The organism is Bacillus sp. CECT 9360, from assembly GCF_918741275.1.
In the GTDB taxonomy this organism is placed as follows: Bacteria; Bacillota; Bacilli; order Bacillales; family DSM-1321; genus Peribacillus.
Map to the genome: position 1 here is coordinate 19,484 of NZ_CAKKNA010000013.1, position 20,317 is coordinate 39,800.

Genomic DNA, 20,317 nt, shown 5'->3' on the forward strand with positions numbered 1-20,317 from the left:
TTTGCATAAGGAAGACTTTTCTTCCATCTTCGACACCTCAGAAAAAAAGCGATAAGAAGGTTTATCGCTTTTTTTTGGCAGATGCGGACTTTTAGGTCCGAGGCTCATACGGCTCTAATATCTTGCTAGAGGTGTATTTCTGTGCCATTAAAAAAATCCCATCCCGATCTGATCCTCATTCTTGTCACATTAACGCTGCTGTCTATTGGACTGATCATGGTGTACAGTGCCAGTGCTATATGGGCAGATTATAAATTCAGCGATTCCTTCTTCTTTGCAAAAAGGCAAATGCTTTTTGCAGGTGTCGGGATTGCCGCGATGTTTTTTATTATGAATATCGATTATTGGACATGGAGAACATGGGCAAAGGTTTTAGTTATCGTCTGCTTCGTTTTGCTCGTGGCCGTGTTAATCCCGGGTATCGGTAGAGAACGAAACGGAGCCCAGAGCTGGATTGGGGTAGGTGCCTTTTCAATTCAGCCTTCTGAATTCATGAAGATTGCGATGATTATGTTTCTTGCCAAATACCTCTCTGAAAGGCAAAAACTGATTACCTCTTTCAAGAAAGGCCTGCTTCCTTCGCTTTCGCTTGTTTTTCTGGCGTTTGGCATGATCATGCTTCAGCCTGATTTAGGGACAGGGACAGTTATGGTCGGCACCTGTATCGTGATGATTTTTATTTCCGGTGCCCGGATTTGGCACTTTGCGGGACTTGGGCTTTTAGGGATAGCAGGGTTTGTAGGATTAATCCTTTCGGCGCCTTACCGGATGAAGCGGATTACCTCGTTCCTTGATCCATGGCAGGATCCGCAGAACAGCGGGTTTCAAATCATTCAATCACTGTTCGCAATCGGTCCTGGCGGCCTGTTTGGGCTGGGACTTGGCCAAAGCAGGCAGAAGTTTTTCTACCTGCCTGAACCTCAGACGGATTTCATATTTGCGATTTTATCCGAGGAGCTTGGCTTTATTGGTGGCTCACTCGTTATCTTGTTGTTTGCGCTGCTTTTATGGCGAGGAATCCGGATTGCTCTGGGTGCGCCTGATTTGTACGGGAGTTTCCTGGCGGTGGGGATCATTGCAATGGTGGCGATTCAGGTCATGATTAATGTCGGGGTCGTCACTGGACTGATGCCCGTTACCGGAATCACCCTTCCCTTTTTAAGCTACGGCGGATCGTCCTTGACACTCATGCTTATGGCAATAGGGGTGTTATTGAATATAAGTAGATATTCAAGGTATTAAGGTAGACAGCAAACTCCTCTACATTGTTAGGGGAGTTTTTTATCAATTTTCCAAAATCCATTCATTACAAAAGCGAAGAAATGGTTGGCTTTGCCCGCTGTTTAGACTATAGTATATAGAGGGTAAAGCGTCACAGAGCTTTACTTTTTTCGCTTTTTATACAGAACGATGTTGGGGTGACTAAACATGAAGATTGTTGTTAGCGGCGGAGGAACAGGGGGACACATTTATCCGGCTCTCGCGCTCATACGGGAAATCAAAAATAAGGATAAAAACAGTTCATTCCTATATATTGGTACAGAAAACGGCCTCGAGAAGGATATTGTTACTAGCGAACAAATCCCGTTTAAATCCATACATATTACCGGTTTCAAACGTAAACTTTCTTTCGAAAACGTGAAAACGGTCACGAGATTTCTTAAGGGTGTTCGTGACAGTAAAAAAATGCTGAAGGAATTCAAGGCCGATGTGGTCATTGGAACAGGGGGATACGTCTGCGGACCCGTCGTTTATGCTGCGGCAAAGCTCGGCATTCCATGCATTGTCCATGAACAGAACAGCATACCTGGACTGACTAATAAATTTTTGAGCAAATATGTTGATAAGGTAGCGATTTGTTTTAATGAAGCAAAGCAATTTTTCCCGGAAAACAAGACCGTCCTGACAGGAAATCCTCGCGCGTCAGAGGTGCTCCATTTCGAAGGCAAAGCAGGATTAAAAAAGCTTGGCTTAAATCCTTCGATTCCCACGGTGTTAATCTTTGGGGGAAGCCGCGGTGCGAGGCCGATTAATGAAGCGGTTTTAAAGGTCATGTCAGAGCTTAGAGGGAAATCTTATCAGGTTTTGTATGTGACTGGTGAGGTCCACTTTGATCAGATCTCTAGGGAAATAGAACTGATCGGTAACCCCGAAAATGTGATGATTAAGCCATATTTGAGTAATATGCCGGAAATTTTATCAGGAGTTGATTTAGCGGTAACCCGCGCGGGCGCGACGACACTTGCCGAACTGACGGTACTCGGGATACCAAGTATTTTAATTCCAAGTCCGTATGTTACGAATAATCATCAGGAAAGGAATGCCCGCTCCTTAAGCGACCACGGCGCAGCTGAGCTTGTACTCGAAAAGGAACTGAACGGCAGCAAACTGATCAGCACGATCGATTCCATCATCACTGACAAGAAGAAGCTTGAATCAATGAAACAGGCAGCAATTGACCTCGGTCTGCCGGATGCAGCTGACAGGCTGTATCAAGTAATCATGGACATTGCTAAAAAGAACTGATCCATAGTGAAAGCATACAATGTAACAAACATTTTATTCAGTCATATATTGGGAGGATTATCATGAAAGAGGCAGTTGAAAAACTGAAGGACTTACAGGTAGGAAAAGTACTTGAAAATGAAGCGCTTGCCAACCATACAACGATGAAAATAGGAGGGCCGGCTGATCTGTTCATTGAGCCATCCTCCGTTGACAATCTTGAGAAAACCATGGAAGTTATAAAGGAATTTGAGCTTAAGTGGACGGTTATTGGGAGAGGCTCCAATCTTCTTGTATCAGACATGGGGATTGAAGGGGCCGTCATTAAGCTTGGAAAAGGTCTGGATAATCTTGAGATAAATGATACGGAGATAACAGTCGGAGCTGGATTCTCCCTCGTAAGCTTGTCTGTGCAAATCAGTAAAAAAGGACTTGCGGGGCTTGAGTTTGCGAGCGGTATCCCCGGATCGGTAGGCGGTGCGGTTTATATGAATGCAGGTGCCCACGGCTCCGATATCTCCAATATATTAAAAAAAGCTTATGTGTTATTTGAAGACGGAAGCCTGGAATGGTTGACAAAAGAGGAAATGGAGTTTTCTTACCGAACTTCGGTCCTACAGAAAAAACGGCCAGGAATTGTGGTCGTTGCCGTTTTCAGCTTGCATTCAGGCAATCGCGAAGAAATTGTCGAAAGAATGCAGAACAACAAAAACTACCGTAAAGAAACCCAGCCATACAATCTGCCATGTGCAGGAAGCATTTTTAGAAATCCGCTCCCAAATCATGCGGGCAAGCTTGTTCAGGAAGCCGACCTAAGAGGCCATTCCATCGGGGGGGCAAAGATTTCCGAAATGCATGGAAACTTTATTGTCAACGCAGGAAATGGCAGGGCGGAAGATGTCTTGGCTTTAATCCAGCATGTAAAAGATACCGTATATGAAAAGTACGGCATCGAAATGGAAACTGAAGTTGAAATTATTGGACGGAAATAGCCGGTAACCATACTTATGCATCCGAATTTTTGATATAATATCCTGGAAAAGATTTGTCCTGCTTTCAGGACACATCGCTTTTTATATGGACAGGCTGCGGTTAACAGTAGTTTAGGTGTCCATTTGTTTTCAGGAAGAGGTGAACAGGGATGGAGAAAGGGAAAATCGTTTCCATTGAGGATCGCATCCCCAAGCTTAAAGAATTAAGAAAAAGAAAAGCCAACCGGCGAATGATACTGCTGCTTTCTTTGTTCTTCGTGTTGATTGCGTGTGTTATGTATTTTCTCTCACCGCTCAGCCACATTCGTACAATTGACGTTGAAGGTAACCGTTATATCTCTTCCGAGCAGGTTGTCAAGCTAAGCGGGTTAACAAACGATACGAATATATGGCAGATTGATAAAAAGCAAGTCAGTAGAGAAATAAAAACGAATCCGGAAATCAAACGGGTTGATATAAAAAGAAGAATCCCAAATTCTGTCGTTTTTACAATAACTGAAAGAGACCGGCTCGCCTACGTCGTGAAAGAAGGCCGCTTCCAGCCTGTTTTGGAAAATGGTGAGATTCTCGAACCTCTACCGAAAGGGGAAATCCCTGTTTATGCCCCTGTTTTGGTCGGATTTTCAAAAGGTCAAGAGCTTAATCTGCTTCTTGGGGAATTGGGCAAGCTGCCGCAGGAGATTTTGAATTCTATTTCCGAAATACACGAAGCACCCACAAAAACTGACAACTATCAGATAACTTTATATATGAATGACGGTTTTGAGGTAAGGGCGACAAGCAGGTCTTTATCAGAGAAGCTTGTGCATTATCCGGCGATAATCAGCCAGTTGGATCCCAATGTCAAGGGGGTCATTAATCTTGAAGTAGGTTCTTATTTCAAGGCTTATGATTCACCTGATACAAAAAACGATAAGGAAACGAAGAAAAATGCCGATGAAAGTTAAAGGGAAGCAAGTCATTCTTTCTCTTGTTTGTTTAGTGCTGGGGTTCATGGTTGCCTTTTCGTATAATTTGACGCAAAGGGAAAATAACAAGCCGGACTCAGATAATAAAGGATGGGATCGAGAATATCAGCTTAGAACTGAGCTGATCGAGCAGGAAGAGAAAAACCGGGAATTGCAAAAAGAATTGATTCAAAAACAGTCGGATATAACTGCAATCGAAAAAGAACTTTCACAGGAAGCCCGGGTGTTTTTTAACTTAGCTGAAGATACGGAGAAGTATCGGCTGTTCCTTGGGAAAGTAAAAGTGAAGGGCAAGGGTGTGGAAGTGACTCTCGAAGATGGTGCAATGGATGAGGCAACTGAAAATCCGAACAGCTATATAGTCCATGAACAGCATGTATTTAACGTTGTAAATGAACTCTACATATCCGGTGCGACAGCGGTAGCGATTAATGGCCAAAGATTGAAGCACAATTCTTACATTGTCTGTGATGGCCCGGTGATCACTGTTGATGGCAGACAACATCCGGCTCCGTTCATCATCTCCGCAATTGGTAGCCCAGACGTATTGGCGGCTGCTCTAAATCTGTCCGGTGGGGTAAAGGATCAGCTCGTGAACGACAATATTGTGTTCAAGCTTGAGAGGCAGGATAACATGATTCTGGATCCGACTGTGGGAAGCTAGACCCTCTGGACTGATGTATAGCTGCGACGTACAAGATGTGGCGGTGTTAGTCGTTCTTCCATACTTGCAGGGCGCTTCCGCTTAGGCCCACACGATGTGGGTCATGAAGGCGAAGACATAAGGCCGTGGCGTGTTCCTTTAGAAAGATTGGTGGGAATGTTGAAAAGAATAAATAATTTTGCTTTTACTTTTATAGCTGTTATTATCGGATTTATGCTTGCCATTCAATTTCAATCTCATAAAAATCCTGAAGTCCGTGATACGAGAGATACATGGGAGCTTCGGGGAGATTTGTTGCAGGAGCAGCAGAAACAATCTGAATTGATCAAGGAAATTGGCGCTCATGAAGAAAAGCTGGCAAAATATCAAACTGAGCGAAGCCTTGGCAAGGAAGAAGTACTCCGGGAAACGCTGGCCGAACTGAAAAGGGAGGCAGGACTTACTGATATTCGTTCTGAAGGAATTATTCTGACGATTGAACCTTCCAAGGAGAGTCTGTTGCTCGGTGAACGGGCGAAAAATGTCTCACCACATTTACTAAAGAGATTGGTGAATGAGCTAAATATGTATGAAGCAGAGCATATTTCCATAAATGGACAAAGAATCATTAATACAACGGTGATTCGTGATGTTAATGGAGAGACAAAAGTTGACGGGTTCTCGCTTGATGATTACCCGGTTGAAATAAAGGTCATCGCTCCAGATGCCAAAGAACTGAAGAATCGTATCCAAGTCTCCGAATCGGTCGATAATTTTTTTGTGGATAATTTGAATGTCAACATATCAAACCCTCTGGAAGTTACCATTCCCGCTTATGGTGACACGATAAGAGTTAAGGAAATGGAACCTATTGAAGGAAATGGGGGAGAATCATAATGTGGCTTCCTATTTTCGGACTTCTAATAGGTGTCCTGCTTGGCTTGCTCACCGACTTGAAAATACCCGAAGAATACTCCAATTACCTCTCAATTGCTGTGCTTGCCGCTTTTGATACCCTTTTTGGCGGAATCAGGGCTCATTTGCAGGATATTTATGATGAATGGGTATTTGTATCAGGATTTTTCTTTAATATTATCCTGGCTGCAAGTTTAGCTTTTCTAGGCGTACATCTTGGTGTAGACTTGTATTTAGCCGCTGTATTTGCATTTGGTGTCAGGCTCTTCCAAAACATAGCGGTGATTAGAAGAATCCTGTTGTCCAGGTGGTCCGATTCCCGCAAAAAAGCTGAAAAAAATTAAAGGGAAAAACCCATGCATGACGAATAGGTAAAAGATTAAAAACGTGTTACCTGCGCGATTTTAACATCAATACCTTACAAAAATTTCTGTTTAATGACGGATCTTGGATTTCCATTGGTAATTTGTACAGTAGTATACTATCCTATATATAATAGGTTTTTTCTGGTATAATCATGGATTTAAGAAACAAATTTGTTTTATTCAGAAGGAGGTGCCATGGAATGAACAACAATGAGATAAACGTAAGTCTTGACATCGGTACATCCAGTGTAAAAGTTATCATTGGGGAAATGGTCAATGACACATTAAACATAATTGGCGTAGGAAATGTAAAATCAGAAGGCTTGAAAAAAGGCTCAATCGTCGACATAGATGAAACAGTCCACTCCATCAAACAGGCAGTGGAACAGGCTGAAAGAATGATCGGCATGGATATCAAAAAAGTAGTCGTCGGCATCGGCGGAAGCCACGTAACGCTTCAGCCTTGCCATGGTGTTGTAGCGGTATCCAGTGAGAACAAAGAAATTACGGATCATGACGTACAGCGCGTAAAAGAAGCTGCGGAGTTAATTACAATTCCATCTGACAGGGAGATCATTAGTATTTTGCCCATTCATTACAAAGTGGATGAATTAGACGAAATTAATGATCCGAGAGGCATGATCGGCGTCCGTCTTGAAATGAGAGGGATTTTAATAACAGGGCTGCGGACACTATTACATAATACTCTGCGTTGTGTCGAACGGGCAGGGCTTGAAATTACTGATATAGCGTTACAGCCTCTTGCCGCAGGTTCTCTGGTTCTTTCTAAGGATGAAAAGGAATTGGGTGTAGCCCTTATTGATATTGGCGGAGGTTCTACTACTTTAGCAATCTTTGAAGAAGGGCATATGAAGTATACCTCTGTTATCCCAATAGGCGGGGAAACGGTAACGAAGGACCTTTCCATCGTTCTTCGCACGACTATGGATGATGCTGAAAAAATTAAAATCAAACATGGACATGCTTTCTATGATGATGCTTCAGAGGATGATGTCTTCAATATTCCAATCATCGGCAGCGATCAGCAGCAGCCATGCAATCAACTGATGATTTCGGAAATTGTCGAAGCCCGTCTAACTGAAATCTTTGAAATTATCGTAGATGAATTGGAAAGATTGGGCTATCGGGACGTGCCGAGCGGCTTTGTCTTGACCGGTGGTGTCGTGAAGATGCCTGGTGTTCTTGAACTTGCCCAGTATGTATTCCAAAACAGGGTGAGAGCTGCTGAACCGAATTATATCGGTGTGCGTGAGCCTCAATATACAACGGCTGTAGGGCTGATAAAACATGCCTTCAAAAAAGAGCGAACTTTGAAGAAAAATGGCGAATCTGAAGTCAGGGCCCCTGCTATATATGATAACACCGAAATGAGAAGCCAAAAAGCAGCTCCTCAGCCAAAGGAGCGTTCTGAGAAAAACCAGGCTGACAAAGGTGATTCTAAATTCAAGAAAATAATCGGCTATTTTTTTGAGTAAGCAATACAAGCCAGGAATTCATCAAATAGGAGGATTATCATGTTAGAGTTTGATTCTAATTTAGATCAATTAGCTACAATAAAAGTCATTGGCGTCGGCGGTGGCGGCAATAACGCGGTAAATCGTATGATTGAGCATGGTGTTCAGGGTGTGGAATTTATTTCTGTCAATACGGATGCCCAGGCTCTTAATCTATCAAAAGCTGAAATTAAAATGCAAATTGGCGGTAAACTGACCCGTGGTCTTGGAGCAGGTGCTAATCCTGAGGTTGGTAAAAAGGCTGCTGAAGAAAGCAAAGAACAAATCGAGGAAGCGCTTCGCGGTGCTGACATGGTGTTCGTTACTGCCGGTATGGGAGGCGGTACAGGGACAGGAGCTGCACCAGTCATTGCAGAGATTGCGAGAGATTTAGGTGCGCTGACAGTTGGGGTCGTCACACGTCCATTTACATTTGAAGGTCGTAAACGTGCAACCCAGGCACAGGGTGGCATTTCTTCCATGAAGGAAGCCGTTGATACATTAATCGTCATCCCGAATGACCGTCTTCTTGAAATCGTTGACAAAAGCACACCAATGCTTGAAGCATTCCGTGAAGCCGATAATGTTCTTCGTCAGGGTGTTCAGGGTATTTCTGACTTGATTGCCACTCCGGGGTTAATAAATCTTGATTTCGCTGACGTGAAAACGATCATGTCAAGCAAAGGATCAGCGTTAATGGGTATCGGTGTTTCCACCGGTGAAAACCGCGCTACCGAAGCAGCCAAAAAAGCAGTTTCAAGTCCGTTGCTGGAAACATCCATCGAAGGTGCACAAGGTGTCCTGATGAATATTACGGGCGGAACCAATCTAAGTCTGTTTGAAGTCCAGGAGGCAGCTGATATCGTCGCAAGTGCTTCAGACCAGGACGTAAATATGATATTCGGGTCTGTCATTAATGAAAACCTGAAGGATGAGATCATAGTCACGGTCATTGCAACTGGTTTTAACGAAGCTGAAGTCAATCCGCGCCAAACAAACCGTCCGGCATTTGGTCAAACCAGGCCTGTGGCTCAACCGGTAAAACGCGAAATGAAGCGCGAGGAAACAAACGAGCCGGTGCGTACTAATAATACAAACCAGGCTGATGATGCACTCGATATTCCGGCATTTCTTCGCAATCGTAACAGACGTCGTTAATGGAATACTTATAATGAAAGCTGTCCTATATTTAGGGCGGCTTTTTTTTGAGAGAAAGGGTATAAACTTTCCTTTCCTTTCTGCATCAAGCAGAATCACAGACTAAGTACGCCACATCCATATGTCTTCGCCTGTGTGACCCACATCCTCGAAAAGCTATCGAGGAAAGGCGAAACGTCGGCTAAAACCTGCCACGTCCTTATGTCTTACGCCGACGCCAGCGCATCCGCGCTAGTGATGCATCGCTGTCGTAGAATTCCTTGTCCTGTGGGCCTCAACTACGTTTAACCTCCACCTTACGGCTCGTCAATCGACGAGTTTTTCTTTAGATTATTTATCTAAATTATTTATAAAAATTTTTCTACAAAATTTGAACAAATTACTAAAAAACTCTTTGGTTTCCAATACAAAAAGCGACACACTTACATCGGGGATGTACGATATACTTTTGAAAATAGCAGATAGAAGAGTTTCGAGGAGGGGAGTGCTTGACATTATACTTAGATGTTATCTGGCTGTTGAATTGGTTATTTGATTGCCTCCTCTTATATTGGACCGCGATTATTTTAAAGAGAAGAGCGGCGGCGTGGAGGATTATTTTTGGAGGGCTGATAGGCTCCTCGATTGTAGTGCTTGCCTTTACTCCATACCATCACTTGGTTGATAACCTATACATGAAGCTCAGCTTTTCCGTATTCATGATAGTTGCTGTTTTTGGATTTATCAGGTTGAAGGTTTTCTTGAAAAATTTGGCTTCGCTTTATTTGGTCACATTTTTGTCCGGGGGAATATTGCTTGGCCTTCATTATTTATTCCAATTTAATATCCATACGCTGCACCCGGGAATGGGTGCCGGCATCAACAGGTTTGGAGATCCTGTGAGCTGGATATTCGTCATGTTCGGTTTTCCGCTCGCATGGCAATTCTCAAAACGCGCCTTTGGCAGTATGGAAATGACCAGCATAACCTTTGATCAAATGGCGAGGGTACATGTGAAAATGGAAGGCTTTGAATGCAGTGTGGATGGCTTGATTGACAGCGGCAATCAGTTGTATGATCCCTTGAACCGCTCTCCGGTCATGATTGTCTCATTGGAAGGCATTGATGTAACCGGCATTCCAAACGACGTGCTTGAGCTTATCCACGATCCCGACGTTCTCCTGCAGCACCAAGATTCATTTGATTACACTTGGTCAGAAAGAATGAGGATCATCCCGAGTAAAGTGGTTGGCAACGATCATCAACTGTTAATAGCCTTTAAACCGGATTGGATTAACATCCACCACAACGGAAAAGAATACCATGTCCACAAAGGGTTAATATCATTTACTGTCCAAAAGTTGTCTTCAGATCAGTCGTATCAATGCATCGTCCATCCGAAAATGCTAACAGGCATTCCGGAACAAAATGCTTCGTAAAATCATGCGTTATTAATCTATACTCCAAATCTAAAAAATTAGAAGGGAGAATCCTTTTGAAAAAATTACGGCTCCGTTTCACATATTATTGGTATAAACTGTTAATCAAACTCGGGTTGAAATCAGATGAAGTTTTCTACATCGGTGGGAGTGAAGCATTGCCGCCACCGCTTTCCAAGGACGAAGAAGAACTGCTAATCCACAAGCTTCCGAAAGGAGATGAAGCGGCACGTTCCATCCTTATCGAACGTAATCTGCGGCTGGTCGTATATATTGCCAGAAAATTTGAAAACACCGGCATTAATATTGAGGACTTAATAAGCATCGGAACGATCGGGTTAATAAAAGCGGTAAATACATTCAATCCCGAGAAGAAAATCAAACTTGCTACATATGCTTCGAGATGTATTGAAAACGAAATTCTCATGTACTTGCGCAGAAACAATAAAATCCGTTCTGAGGTCTCGTTTGATGAGCCGCTTAATATCGATTGGGATGGAAATGAACTTCTTCTATCAGATGTGCTTGGTACAGAAGAAGACATTATCACAAAGGATCTTGAAGCAAACGTAGACCGCAAGCTCCTTACAAAGGCGCTCACCCAACTGAGTGATCGTGAAAAGCAAATCATGGAACTTAGGTTCGGGCTTACCGGCGGGGAAGAAAAGACGCAGAAAGATGTGGCTGACATGCTCGGCATCTCCCAGTCGTATATTTCGAGACTGGAAAAAAGGATCATTAAAAGGTTAAGGAAAGAATTTAATAAAATGGTTTGACACTCCTACAGCTGAAGCAGTGGGGGTTTTTTCCCCACATGCCATAAGTCGCCATATCTCTAAATGTTCCTAAACAAGATATACGCCATTAAAAAAGAAAAGTTGAACGATTAACGTATCTAAAGATATGCCTGGTTCGACCTCCCTTTCAGCCCACCCCTAAAGGAGTGGGCTTTCTCGTTCACGGGAATGGTAAAAAAAATTTCCTCGCCTTAGAATCAAATCATATCAATGCTTGTACAATAATTTACCCTGTTCAACAAAATATTGCGGTGTGTGTATGTGCATATTTTTCCCTCTCGAGGAGATACTGTCTTTTGTACAGCAGCTCCTGTAAGGAGGGAATATTTTGTCTCGAAACAAAGTTGAAATTTGTGGTGTGGATACATCAAAATTACCGGTTTTAAAAAATGATGAAATGAGAAAGCTCTTTAAAGAAATGCAGGACGGCGAAACGTTAGCAAGAGAAAAACTGGTAAACGGAAATCTCAGGCTTGTATTGAGCGTAATTCAGCGTTTTAATAACCGTGGAGAATTTGTGGATGACTTATTTCAGGTCGGTTGTATAGGCTTAATGAAGTCGATTGATAACTTCGATTTAGGTCAAAATGTAAAATTCTCTACATATGCTGTACCAATGATTATCGGTGAAATCAGAAGATATTTGCGTGACAATAACCCGATAAGAGTTTCCCGTTCTTTGCGAGATATTGCCTATAAGGCATTGCAGGTAAAAGAACGGCTGATGAGCCAGACATCAAGGGAACCAACCGCGGAAGAAATCGCTAAAGTATTGGATGTTACACACGAAGAAATTGTTTTTGCCCTTGATGCCATCCAAGATCCCGTTTCCTTATTTGAGCCGATTTACAATGACGGCGGTGATCCGATTTATGTACTGGACCAATTGAGTGATGAGAAAAATCGCGACAGCCAGTGGATTGATGAAATTGCCCTTAATGAAGGTATGAGGCGATTGAATGAACGGGAAAAAATGATTCTGCGAAAAAGATTTTTCCAAGGGAAAACCCAGATGGAGGTAGCCGAAGAAATCGGCATTTCACAGGCACAGGTGTCCCGTCTCGAAAAAGCGGCCATACGGCAAATGAATAAAAATATTCAACAATAAGGATGACGTCTTAAAATGTTTCAGGGTCAGGCCCCTGTGTCACATTTTAAGACGTCATTTTTTGGCAGATAAGAAAGTTTATACTTTCTTATCTGCATAAGCAGAACACAGACTAATTGCGCCACCTCCTTATGTCTTCGCCTGTGTGACCCACATCCTCGAAAAGCTATCGAGGAAAGGCGGAACGTCGGCTAAACCCTGCCACGTCCTTATGTCTTACGCCGACGCCAGCGCATCCGCGCTAGTGATGCATCGCTGTCGTAGAATTCCTTGTCCTGTGGGCCTAACTACGTCTCTGATTTCGCCTTTCAGGCTTGCCAATCGGCGAGCTTTCTTTATACCGTGCCACATGGTTACAAGCGGGTCATCATATACATAAATAAGAAGACAAAGGGAGTGGATAGCATTGCTCAAAATTTCGGAATTCCAGGTGAAGGATATCGTGAATGTTTCGGATGGAAAAAAGCTCGGGAGCCTGGCGGATCTAGATATAAATTTATCGACAGGAGCGATCGAAGCCATTATCGTATCGGATGGCAGCAAGCTTATGGGGTTGTTTGGCAAGGAAGCGGATCTTATTATCCCCTGGCACAGGATCAAAAAAATAGGAGCCGATGTCATACTGGTAGATTACAATACCAGAGATAAGTAACGATTTTTACTTGTGGAAAGCGTGGCTGGGAAGTGAGTCAGTCAATTCCAAGAACCTCTGGCGCGTGAGTAACAGCTGATAAGTAAAAAAACTCGGGCATTTGTGTTAAACTATTAAAAAATAAATGGAGAGGTTTAATGATGAGTGAACCGTTTGTTTTAAAGAAAAAACAATACTTTGAAATCAATTGCTGGCAATCAGCCTGGCCCGGGCTGGTTGTCGGATTTACGACAAAAAATGGGGGCAGCGGAAAGGCGGAATATGAAAGTTTGAATACAGGCTTTCATGTCGGAGACAAATTGGAAGATGTCGTCAGAAACCGTGAATTAATTGCGGATCAACTTAAGTTTCCCCTTTCTTGCTGGGTCGGCGCTGAACAAACACACGAAACCAACATTGTGAAAATTGATGCCGGTGAAAAAGGCAAAGGCGCAAGAGATTATGGTTCCGGCTTGAGGGCAACGGATGGGTTTTATACCGACCAAAAAGGAATATTGCTTACACTATGTTATGCTGATTGTGTCCCGCTGTATTTTATGGCACCTAGGCTAGGATATATCGGAGCAGCCCATGCTGGCTGGAAGGGAACGGTTGGCGGAATTGGACGGAAAATGATTGAAAGATGGAACGACGAAGGCATTCCTTCCTCGGAAATATATGCGGTAATTGGTCCCTCAATTTGCAAAAACTGCTACATTGTGGATAATAAAGTTATCACATTGGTGCAAAATATGCTGGAAGAAAATGACGAAAAGCCATATACTTTAATCAGTGAAGGACAATATCAATTGAACTTAAAAAAAATGAACGCACTCCTAATCGAGAGAGCGGGCGTTCCCGAAAACCAGATCGAAGTATCTTCACTGTGTACAAGCTGTGAAAACGAGCAGTTTTTCTCTCATCGGCGCGATAAAGGGAAAACGGGACGCGAGTTGAGCTTCATCGGCTGGAAGGAGGACTAAAGAGAGAGTGAAAGTTGCAGAGAATTTGGCATCAATCGAAGAGAAAATCCGGCAGTCCTGCCAAAAAAGCGGCAGAAACCGTGAAGAAATAACAATCGTAGCCGTCACGAAATATGTCTCAACCGAACGGGCCATAGAAGCTGTAGAGGCAGGGGTCATTAATCTTGGAGAGAACCGCGACGACGGCTTATTAAATAAATATTCCGTTTTGAACGACAAAGCTGTCTGGCATTTCATCGGCAGTCTGCAGTCGAGAAAAGTGAAGAATATAATCGATAAAATAGAATACATCCATTCGCTTGACCGCTTTTCTTTAGCTGAAGAAATTCAAAAAAGGGCGGATCGGCCGATAAAATGTTTAATCCAGATCAATGTTTCCGGGGAGGATTCCAAGCATGGCATCACACCGGCGATGGCACTCCCATTCATTAACAGTCTTAAAGAATTTGACAAGGTTACTGTGGCCGGTTTAATGACGATGGCGCCATTTACCGAAGATGAAGCTGTGCTTCGAAGCTGTTTTAGACAATTAAAGGAGCTTCAAACAGAAATCCAGCATGCGGGTCTTGACAATGCGCCATGTACAGAACTGTCAATGGGAATGTCTAATGATTTCCAGATTGCCATCGAAGAAGGCGCAACGATGATTCGTATAGGAACCGCCCTTGTTGGCAAAGATTCTTAAGGAGGTACATTTATGTCTATCGTATCAAAATTCAAATCTTTTTTTGCACTTGAAGATGAATATGAATACAGAGAAGAAATTATCGAACAAGAGGTCGAGGAACCAAAGGCTAAGAACCCTTCTGCTAAACAGTCCCAGGCGGCCGGAACGGTAAACCAGAATGTTGTGAGTCTGCAAAGCTTACAAAAGTCTTCGAAAGTGGTATTATTGGAACCTAGAGTATATGCCGAAGCTCAGGAAGTGGCCGATCATTTGAAAAACCGTCGGGCCGTTGTCGTTAACCTGCAGCGTATTCAGCATGACCAGGCCAAAAGAATTGTTGATTTCCTGAGTGGAACCGTGTACGCCATCAGCGGCGACATCCAAAAAATTGGAACGGATATTTTCCTATGTACTCCTGACAACGTGGATGTTTCAGGAAACATCGCCGGCTTTGCTCTGGAAGAAGAGTTTGACGATGCGAGGTGGTAAGCTTTAATGGGATTGGTACTTAATATTTTATTGAATTTAATCACGATTTATTCTATGGCTTTAGTCATATACATATTGATGTCTTGGTTTCCAAATGCAAGAGAGACATCAATCGGACGATTCCTGTCTAGAATTTGTGAACCGTACTTAGAACCTTTTCGAAAAATCATCCCGACGATTGGCATGATTGATATTTCACCAATCGTGGCTTTGCTTGTCCTGCGATTTGCCGAGAGCGGATTAAGACAGCTTTTCAGATGGCTGATGTAGAGATGGATTTTAGGACTGGCCATAGGGACCCACGCAGAAGGAACTGGTATACAGTTCCTTTTTGCTGCCCTATGGATAGTCTTTTTTTATTTTTCTATTAGACCGTAAAGGAGAATACATATGAGCATCTATCAGCACTTCAGGCCGGAAGAGAAAGAATTCATTGATCAGGCCCTGAATTGGATCACGCAGGCAAGAACTTTATATGCTCCTAAACTGACGGATTTTCTTGATCCACGCGCGCAGCAGATCGTACAAACCTTACTTGGAAACGATGAAGAAATTTCGTTTCATCTATTTGGCGGGAATGATACGGCGGAAAGAAAGAGAGCGATTCTTTGCCCGGACTATTTTTCCCCTGCGGAAAGCGATTTTCAGGTCGCTTTATTCGAAATCACCTACCCCAGTAAATTTGTGAACATCGATCACAGGCAGGTGCTCGGTACACTGATGTCACTTGGGTTGAAGCGCGAAAAATATGGGGACATTCTCATTTCCGGCGAACGGGTGCAGTTTATTGCTGCCGCAGAAATTGAAACCTATTTGCTAAACAATCTGGACAAAATCGGAAAGGCTTCAGTTACGCTAAAAAAGCGGGCGTTAAAGGACGTCCTTCAATCAGAAGAAGAATGGGTGGAACATACCGTCACGGTCAGCTCGATGAGACTTGACACAATCATTTCGACGGTTATTAATCTCTCCCGTCAGAAAGCGCAGGTCTTGATTTCAAGCGGCAAAGTCAAAATGAATTTTAAGCAAACGGAGAATGTATCCATCGAATGCAAAGAAGGGGATACGCTGTCCATCCGCGGATTCGGGCGCTGTAAAATCATGTCGTTAGAAGGAAAAACCAAGAAGGACAAATGGAGAATCACAATTGGAAGGTTATGAGAACCAAAAATAATTGAAAAATAAGCAGGATTTACTAAATTGTTGTCGAAACTTATAGTATTATATAATAGAGTAGAATTTGTTTTGGAGGTGCCATATGGCCTTAACCCCGTTAGATATACATAATAGGGAATTCAGTAAAGGATTCCGTGGGTATGATGAGGATGAAGTAAATGAATTTCTTGACCAGATTATAAAAGATTATGAGATTGTTCTTCGCGAAAAGCAGGAACTTGAACACAAGTTGAATGAAGTACACGATCGGCTGGGCCATTTTACTAGTATCGAAGAAACATTGAACAAGTCTATCGTGATTGCCCAGGAAGCTGGAGAAGATGTAAAAAGGAATGCCCAAAAAGAAGCAAAGCTTATTATAAAAGAAGCTGAAAAGAACGCTGATCGCATCGTCAATGATTCCTTGTTCAAAGCGAGAAAAATCGCGATGGATATTGAAGAGTTGAAAAAACAGTCCAAAGTTTTCCGGACACGTTTTAAGATGCTCGTTGAGGCACAGCTTGATTTGCTGGATAATGATGACTGGGACAACCTGTTGGAATACGATATCGATGCCACCGATATAACCGTTGACGAAGAAATGTAAGAGCTCACTTGACGGTTCGCACTTATTTCGCATATAATTTGTAAACAATAGAATCATATCGATATCATACGATGAGAGGGACAGTACGTTTCTTCAAAGCCATATGAAAAAAGGTTCTTCCTTACAATGAGCGAGCCGGGGAAAGTGGAAGCCCGGTATAGGCGGAGAAATGGAAAATCACCCTGGAGTTCCGAGTTGAACCCGAAAGGAAGTAAGCGAGGCGAGTCATTCACGTTACGAATGCTCAAGAGGACAAAGCGTGGCTGTAAGCCTCGTTTATGTCTAACCAGGGTGGTACCGCGGGAATCAAGCTTTCTCGTCCCTTATATGGGATGAGAGGGCTTTTTTTATTTTCTTGAACCAGATCTTCATTATATCGATATAAAAATTTGGAGGAATGGAAATGGAGTACAAAGATACATTATTGATGCCAAATACTGAATTTCCAATGCGCGGCAACCTGCCAAAGCGTGAGCCGGAAATCCAGGCAATTTGGAATGAAAAAGATATTTATCGTAGGGTACAGGAACATACAAAGGGCCGCCCTTTATTTATTTTGCATGACGGACCGCCCTATGCAAATGGGGATATTCATATGGGGCATGCGCTAAACAAAATTCTGAAGGATTTTATTGTCCGTTATAAATCGATGAGCGGCTATCATGCCCCGTATGTGCCCGGCTGGGATACGCATGGTCTTCCAATCGAAACGGCCCTGACGAAAAAGGGAGTAAAGCGTAAAGAAATGAGCGTGGCGGAATTCCGCAAGCTGTGTGAAGAATACGCATACGAGCAAATTAGTAGCCAACGTGAGCAATTCAAGCGACTTGGCGTTCGCGGCGATTGGGAAAATCCTTATATTACGCTCAAGCCTGAATATGAAGCGCAACAGATTAAAGTATTCGGCGAGATGGCGAAAAAAGGGTATATCTATAAAGGGCTTAAGCCGGTTTACTGGTCACCGTCCAGTGAGTCTGCGCTTGCCGAAGCCGAAATCGAATACCAGGACAAACGTTCAGCATCCATTTATGTAGGGTTTGAGGTTACCGATGGAAAAGGCGTAATTGAAGAGGGCGTTAAAATTGTCATTTGGACGACTACGCCTTGGACAATTCCAGCGAATCTCGGAATTTCGGTCCACCCTGACTTAACTTACGTGGTCGTTGAAACAGAAGGCGAAAAGTATTTAGTAGCGGAAGCTTTACTTGAATCTGTGGCACAAGAGGTTCCATGGGAAAGCCATAAAGTTGTCAAAACAGTAAAGGGAAGTGAGCTTGAAAGAATCGTGGCCAAACATCCGCTCTACGATCGTGAATCTCTTGTTGTACTCGGTGATCATGTTACGACGGATGCCGGAACAGGCTGTGTCCACACGGCACCAGGTCACGGGGAAGACGACTTCATTGTCGGGCAGAAATATGGGTTAGACGTACTTTGCCCGGTCGATGAAAAAGGAGTTATGACAAAAGAAGCCGGAGAATTCGCGGGGTTATTCTATGATGAAGCGAACAAGCCGATCACGGAAAGGCTTCAAGAAGCAGGTGCTCTTTTAAAGCTTTCGTTCATTACCCACTCCTACCCGCATGACTGGCGTACGAAAAAGCCGACGATCTTCCGGGCAACGGCGCAATGGTTCGCCTCAATCAAGGATTTCCGCCAGGATTTATTAAAGGCTGTGGAGGAAACCAAATGGGTGCCCACATGGGGTGAGACACGTCTGTATAACATGGTGCGTGACCGTGGGGACTGGTGTATTTCCCGCCAGCGTGCATGGGGTGTTCCGATTCCGGTCTTTTATGCAGAAAACGGAGAACCGATTATTACCGACGAAACAATTGAACATGTTTCCGGCCTGTTCCGCGAGCATGGTTCTAATGTATGGTTTGAGCGTGACGCTAAAGATTTGCTTCCGGAAGGCTTTACGCACGACGGCAGTCCAAATGGAAAATTCACAAAAGAAACGGATATCATGGATGTTTGGTTCGATTCCGGATCTTCCCACCAGGCAGTGCTTGTAGAGCGTGAAGAACTAGAGAGGCCTGCTGATTTGTATCTGGAGGGCTCTGACCAATATCGCGGCTGGTTCAACTCTTCGCTTTCCACAGGTGTAGCGGTAAGCGGAAAAGCTCCTTATAAAGGCGTGTTAAGCCACGGTTTTGCTTTGGATGGCGAAGGAAGGAAGATGAGTAAATCGATTGGTAATACCGTTGTACCTGCAAAAGTCATGAATCAACTCGGTGCTGACATACTGAGGCTGTGGGTGGCATCTGTTGACTATCAGTCAGATGTACGTGTGTCCAATCCAATCTTAAAGCAGGTTTCCGAAGTGTATAGAAAGATCCGTAATACGTTCCGTTTCCTTCTCGGAAACCTGGATGGATTTAATCCTGAAACGGATAAAGCTAGCTTTAACGAGCTTCGCGAAGTCGACCGATTTATGCTTATTAAATTGAACAAGCTTGTGAAGCATTCAAAAAAGGCATACGACAATTACGAATTTGCAAACATTTATCACCTGGTCAATAATTTCTGTACGCTTGACCTCAGTGCTTTCTATCTTGATTATGCGAAGGATATTTTATACTGTGAAGCGCCGGACAACCATGAAAGAAGAGCGATCCAAACGGTTCTTTATGAATCATTACTAGTCCTTGCCAAGCTTGTATCGCCAATTCTTTCCCATACAGCGGATGAGGTATGGACCTTCATTCCTGGCGTAAACGAGGAAAGCGTTCAAATGACGCTTATGCCTGATGAAATTGAAATAAATAATGCACAGGAAATCGAAGAGAAATGGAACACGTTTTTATCTTTGCGTAACGATGTTCTAAAAGCATTGGAAGAAGCACGTAATGAAAAAATCATCGGTAAATCTTTAAATGCGAAAGTGACGGTTTATGTAAATGAGGATAGCAAGCAATTGCTTGACAGCATCGATGAAAACCTGGAGCAATTGTTCATCGTCTCTGCATTCGAGGTAGCAGGCAATATCGAAGCCGCTCCCGAACATGCGCTTAAACTCGAAAAAGCAGCGATTGTAGTTACGAAAGCGGACGGGGAGACATGCGAGCGCTGTTGGAATGTTTCTGAAGATGTTGGTCATGTTGAGGAGCATCCAACTCTCTGCTCTCGCTGTGCTACTGTCATCCATGAACATTATTCAAACTAATAATTGTAATGAGGAGTGGTAGCCTTTTGGCTCTGCTCCTTTTTCTATAGCACGCAGGGGTCCCCCCTTGAACTTTCGCTGAAATCAGAGGTATTTTCGCTTATGTACGGGCAGTTTGCGTAAATGGACATTCTTTTCGCGTAAGTCGGCTTGCGATTTTTCTAGCTGATTTTAATTAGGCAAATTTTTCGGAGTATGCTACAATTCAAAAGGAAACTTTTTAGATAGTTTGG

At 43.3% G+C, this 20,317-nt stretch carries 20 protein-coding genes; all 20 read left to right on the forward strand.

Features of this window, described 5'->3' with window-relative positions; genetic code table 11:
* The first annotated feature begins 141 nt into the window (after window positions 1-141).
* Entirely contained in the window at window positions 142-1,242 is a 1,101-nt protein-coding gene (gene spoVE, locus LQ216_RS15655) for a stage V sporulation protein E (protein ID WP_230130403.1), read from the forward strand.
* A 186-nt stretch (window positions 1,243-1,428) separates the two neighbouring features.
* Window positions 1,429-2,526 carry an undecaprenyldiphospho-muramoylpentapeptide beta-N-acetylglucosaminyltransferase gene (murG, locus tag LQ216_RS15660; protein ID WP_230130404.1) on the forward strand — a complete coding sequence of 366 codons (1,098 nt, stop codon included), beginning with the start codon at window positions 1,429-1,431 and terminating at the stop codon, window positions 2,524-2,526.
* A gap of 62 nt (window positions 2,527-2,588) precedes the next feature.
* On the forward strand, window positions 2,589-3,497 hold the full coding sequence (gene murB / locus LQ216_RS15665; protein ID WP_230130405.1) for a UDP-N-acetylmuramate dehydrogenase: 909 nt from the start codon (window positions 2,589-2,591) through the stop codon (window positions 3,495-3,497).
* Between the two features lie 149 nt (window positions 3,498-3,646).
* A complete protein-coding gene (locus LQ216_RS15670; protein ID WP_230130406.1) occupies window positions 3,647-4,444 on the forward strand; it encodes a cell division protein FtsQ/DivIB in 798 nt (265 codons plus the stop codon).
* A complete protein-coding gene (locus LQ216_RS15675; protein ID WP_230130407.1) occupies window positions 4,428-5,129 on the forward strand; it encodes a DUF881 domain-containing protein in 702 nt (233 codons plus the stop codon). The genes LQ216_RS15670 and LQ216_RS15675 overlap by 17 nt, the downstream gene beginning before the upstream one ends.
* 156 nt (window positions 5,130-5,285) lie before the next feature.
* Complete coding sequence (locus LQ216_RS15680; RefSeq protein WP_230130408.1) at window positions 5,286-6,005, forward strand: DUF881 domain-containing protein; 720 nt, start codon at window positions 5,286-5,288, stop codon at window positions 6,003-6,005.
* Window positions 6,005-6,367 (forward strand): small basic family protein, encoded by a 363-nt coding sequence (locus tag LQ216_RS15685; RefSeq protein ID WP_230130409.1) that lies wholly within the window; start codon window positions 6,005-6,007, stop codon window positions 6,365-6,367. The genes LQ216_RS15680 and LQ216_RS15685 overlap by 1 nt, the downstream gene beginning before the upstream one ends.
* A gap of 221 nt (window positions 6,368-6,588) precedes the next feature.
* Entirely contained in the window at window positions 6,589-7,884 is a 1,296-nt protein-coding gene (gene ftsA, locus LQ216_RS15690; RefSeq protein WP_230130410.1) for a cell division protein FtsA, read from the forward strand.
* A 39-nt stretch (window positions 7,885-7,923) separates the two neighbouring features.
* Entirely contained in the window at window positions 7,924-9,060 is a 1,137-nt protein-coding gene (ftsZ, locus tag LQ216_RS15695) for a cell division protein FtsZ (RefSeq protein WP_230130411.1), read from the forward strand.
* Window positions 9,061-9,548: 488 nt separating this feature from the next.
* Window positions 9,549-10,478 (forward strand): sigma-E processing peptidase SpoIIGA, encoded by a 930-nt coding sequence (spoIIGA, locus tag LQ216_RS15700; protein ID WP_230130412.1) that lies wholly within the window; start codon window positions 9,549-9,551, stop codon window positions 10,476-10,478.
* A 56-nt stretch (window positions 10,479-10,534) separates the two neighbouring features.
* Window positions 10,535-11,254, forward strand: coding sequence for an RNA polymerase sporulation sigma factor SigE (sigE, locus tag LQ216_RS15705; protein WP_230130413.1), 720 nt, complete (start codon window positions 10,535-10,537; stop codon window positions 11,252-11,254).
* A 349-nt stretch (window positions 11,255-11,603) separates the two neighbouring features.
* Entirely contained in the window at window positions 11,604-12,383 is a 780-nt protein-coding gene (gene sigG, locus LQ216_RS15710; protein WP_117305208.1) for an RNA polymerase sporulation sigma factor SigG, read from the forward strand.
* A gap of 406 nt (window positions 12,384-12,789) precedes the next feature.
* A complete protein-coding gene (locus LQ216_RS15715) occupies window positions 12,790-13,035 on the forward strand; it encodes a YlmC/YmxH family sporulation protein (protein ID WP_230130414.1) in 246 nt (81 codons plus the stop codon).
* 137 nt (window positions 13,036-13,172) lie between these two features.
* Window positions 13,173-13,997, forward strand: a complete 825-nt coding sequence (gene pgeF, locus LQ216_RS15720) for a peptidoglycan editing factor PgeF (protein ID WP_354959166.1) — start codon at window positions 13,173-13,175, stop codon at window positions 13,995-13,997.
* A gap of 7 nt (window positions 13,998-14,004) precedes the next feature.
* Window positions 14,005-14,682 carry a YggS family pyridoxal phosphate-dependent enzyme gene (locus LQ216_RS15725; protein ID WP_230130415.1) on the forward strand — a complete coding sequence of 226 codons (678 nt, stop codon included), beginning with the start codon at window positions 14,005-14,007 and terminating at the stop codon, window positions 14,680-14,682.
* Between the two features lie 12 nt (window positions 14,683-14,694).
* A complete protein-coding gene (locus LQ216_RS15730) occupies window positions 14,695-15,153 on the forward strand; it encodes a cell division protein SepF (protein WP_230130416.1) in 459 nt (152 codons plus the stop codon).
* Window positions 15,154-15,159: 6 nt separating this feature from the next.
* A complete protein-coding gene (locus LQ216_RS15735; protein WP_230130417.1) occupies window positions 15,160-15,423 on the forward strand; it encodes a YggT family protein in 264 nt (87 codons plus the stop codon).
* Window positions 15,424-15,543: 120 nt separating this feature from the next.
* Window positions 15,544-16,314, forward strand: a complete 771-nt coding sequence (locus tag LQ216_RS15740) for an RNA-binding protein (RefSeq protein WP_230130418.1) — start codon at window positions 15,544-15,546, stop codon at window positions 16,312-16,314.
* 97 nt (window positions 16,315-16,411) lie between these two features.
* Entirely contained in the window at window positions 16,412-16,915 is a 504-nt protein-coding gene (locus LQ216_RS15745) for a DivIVA domain-containing protein (protein WP_230130419.1), read from the forward strand.
* A 403-nt stretch (window positions 16,916-17,318) separates the two neighbouring features.
* The gene (gene ileS, locus LQ216_RS15750) at window positions 17,319-20,084 is read left to right on the forward strand and encodes an isoleucine--tRNA ligase (protein ID WP_230130420.1); all 2,766 of its coding nucleotides are present in this window, start codon (window positions 17,319-17,321) and stop codon (window positions 20,082-20,084) included.
* Window positions 20,085-20,317: the final 233 nt, after the last annotated feature.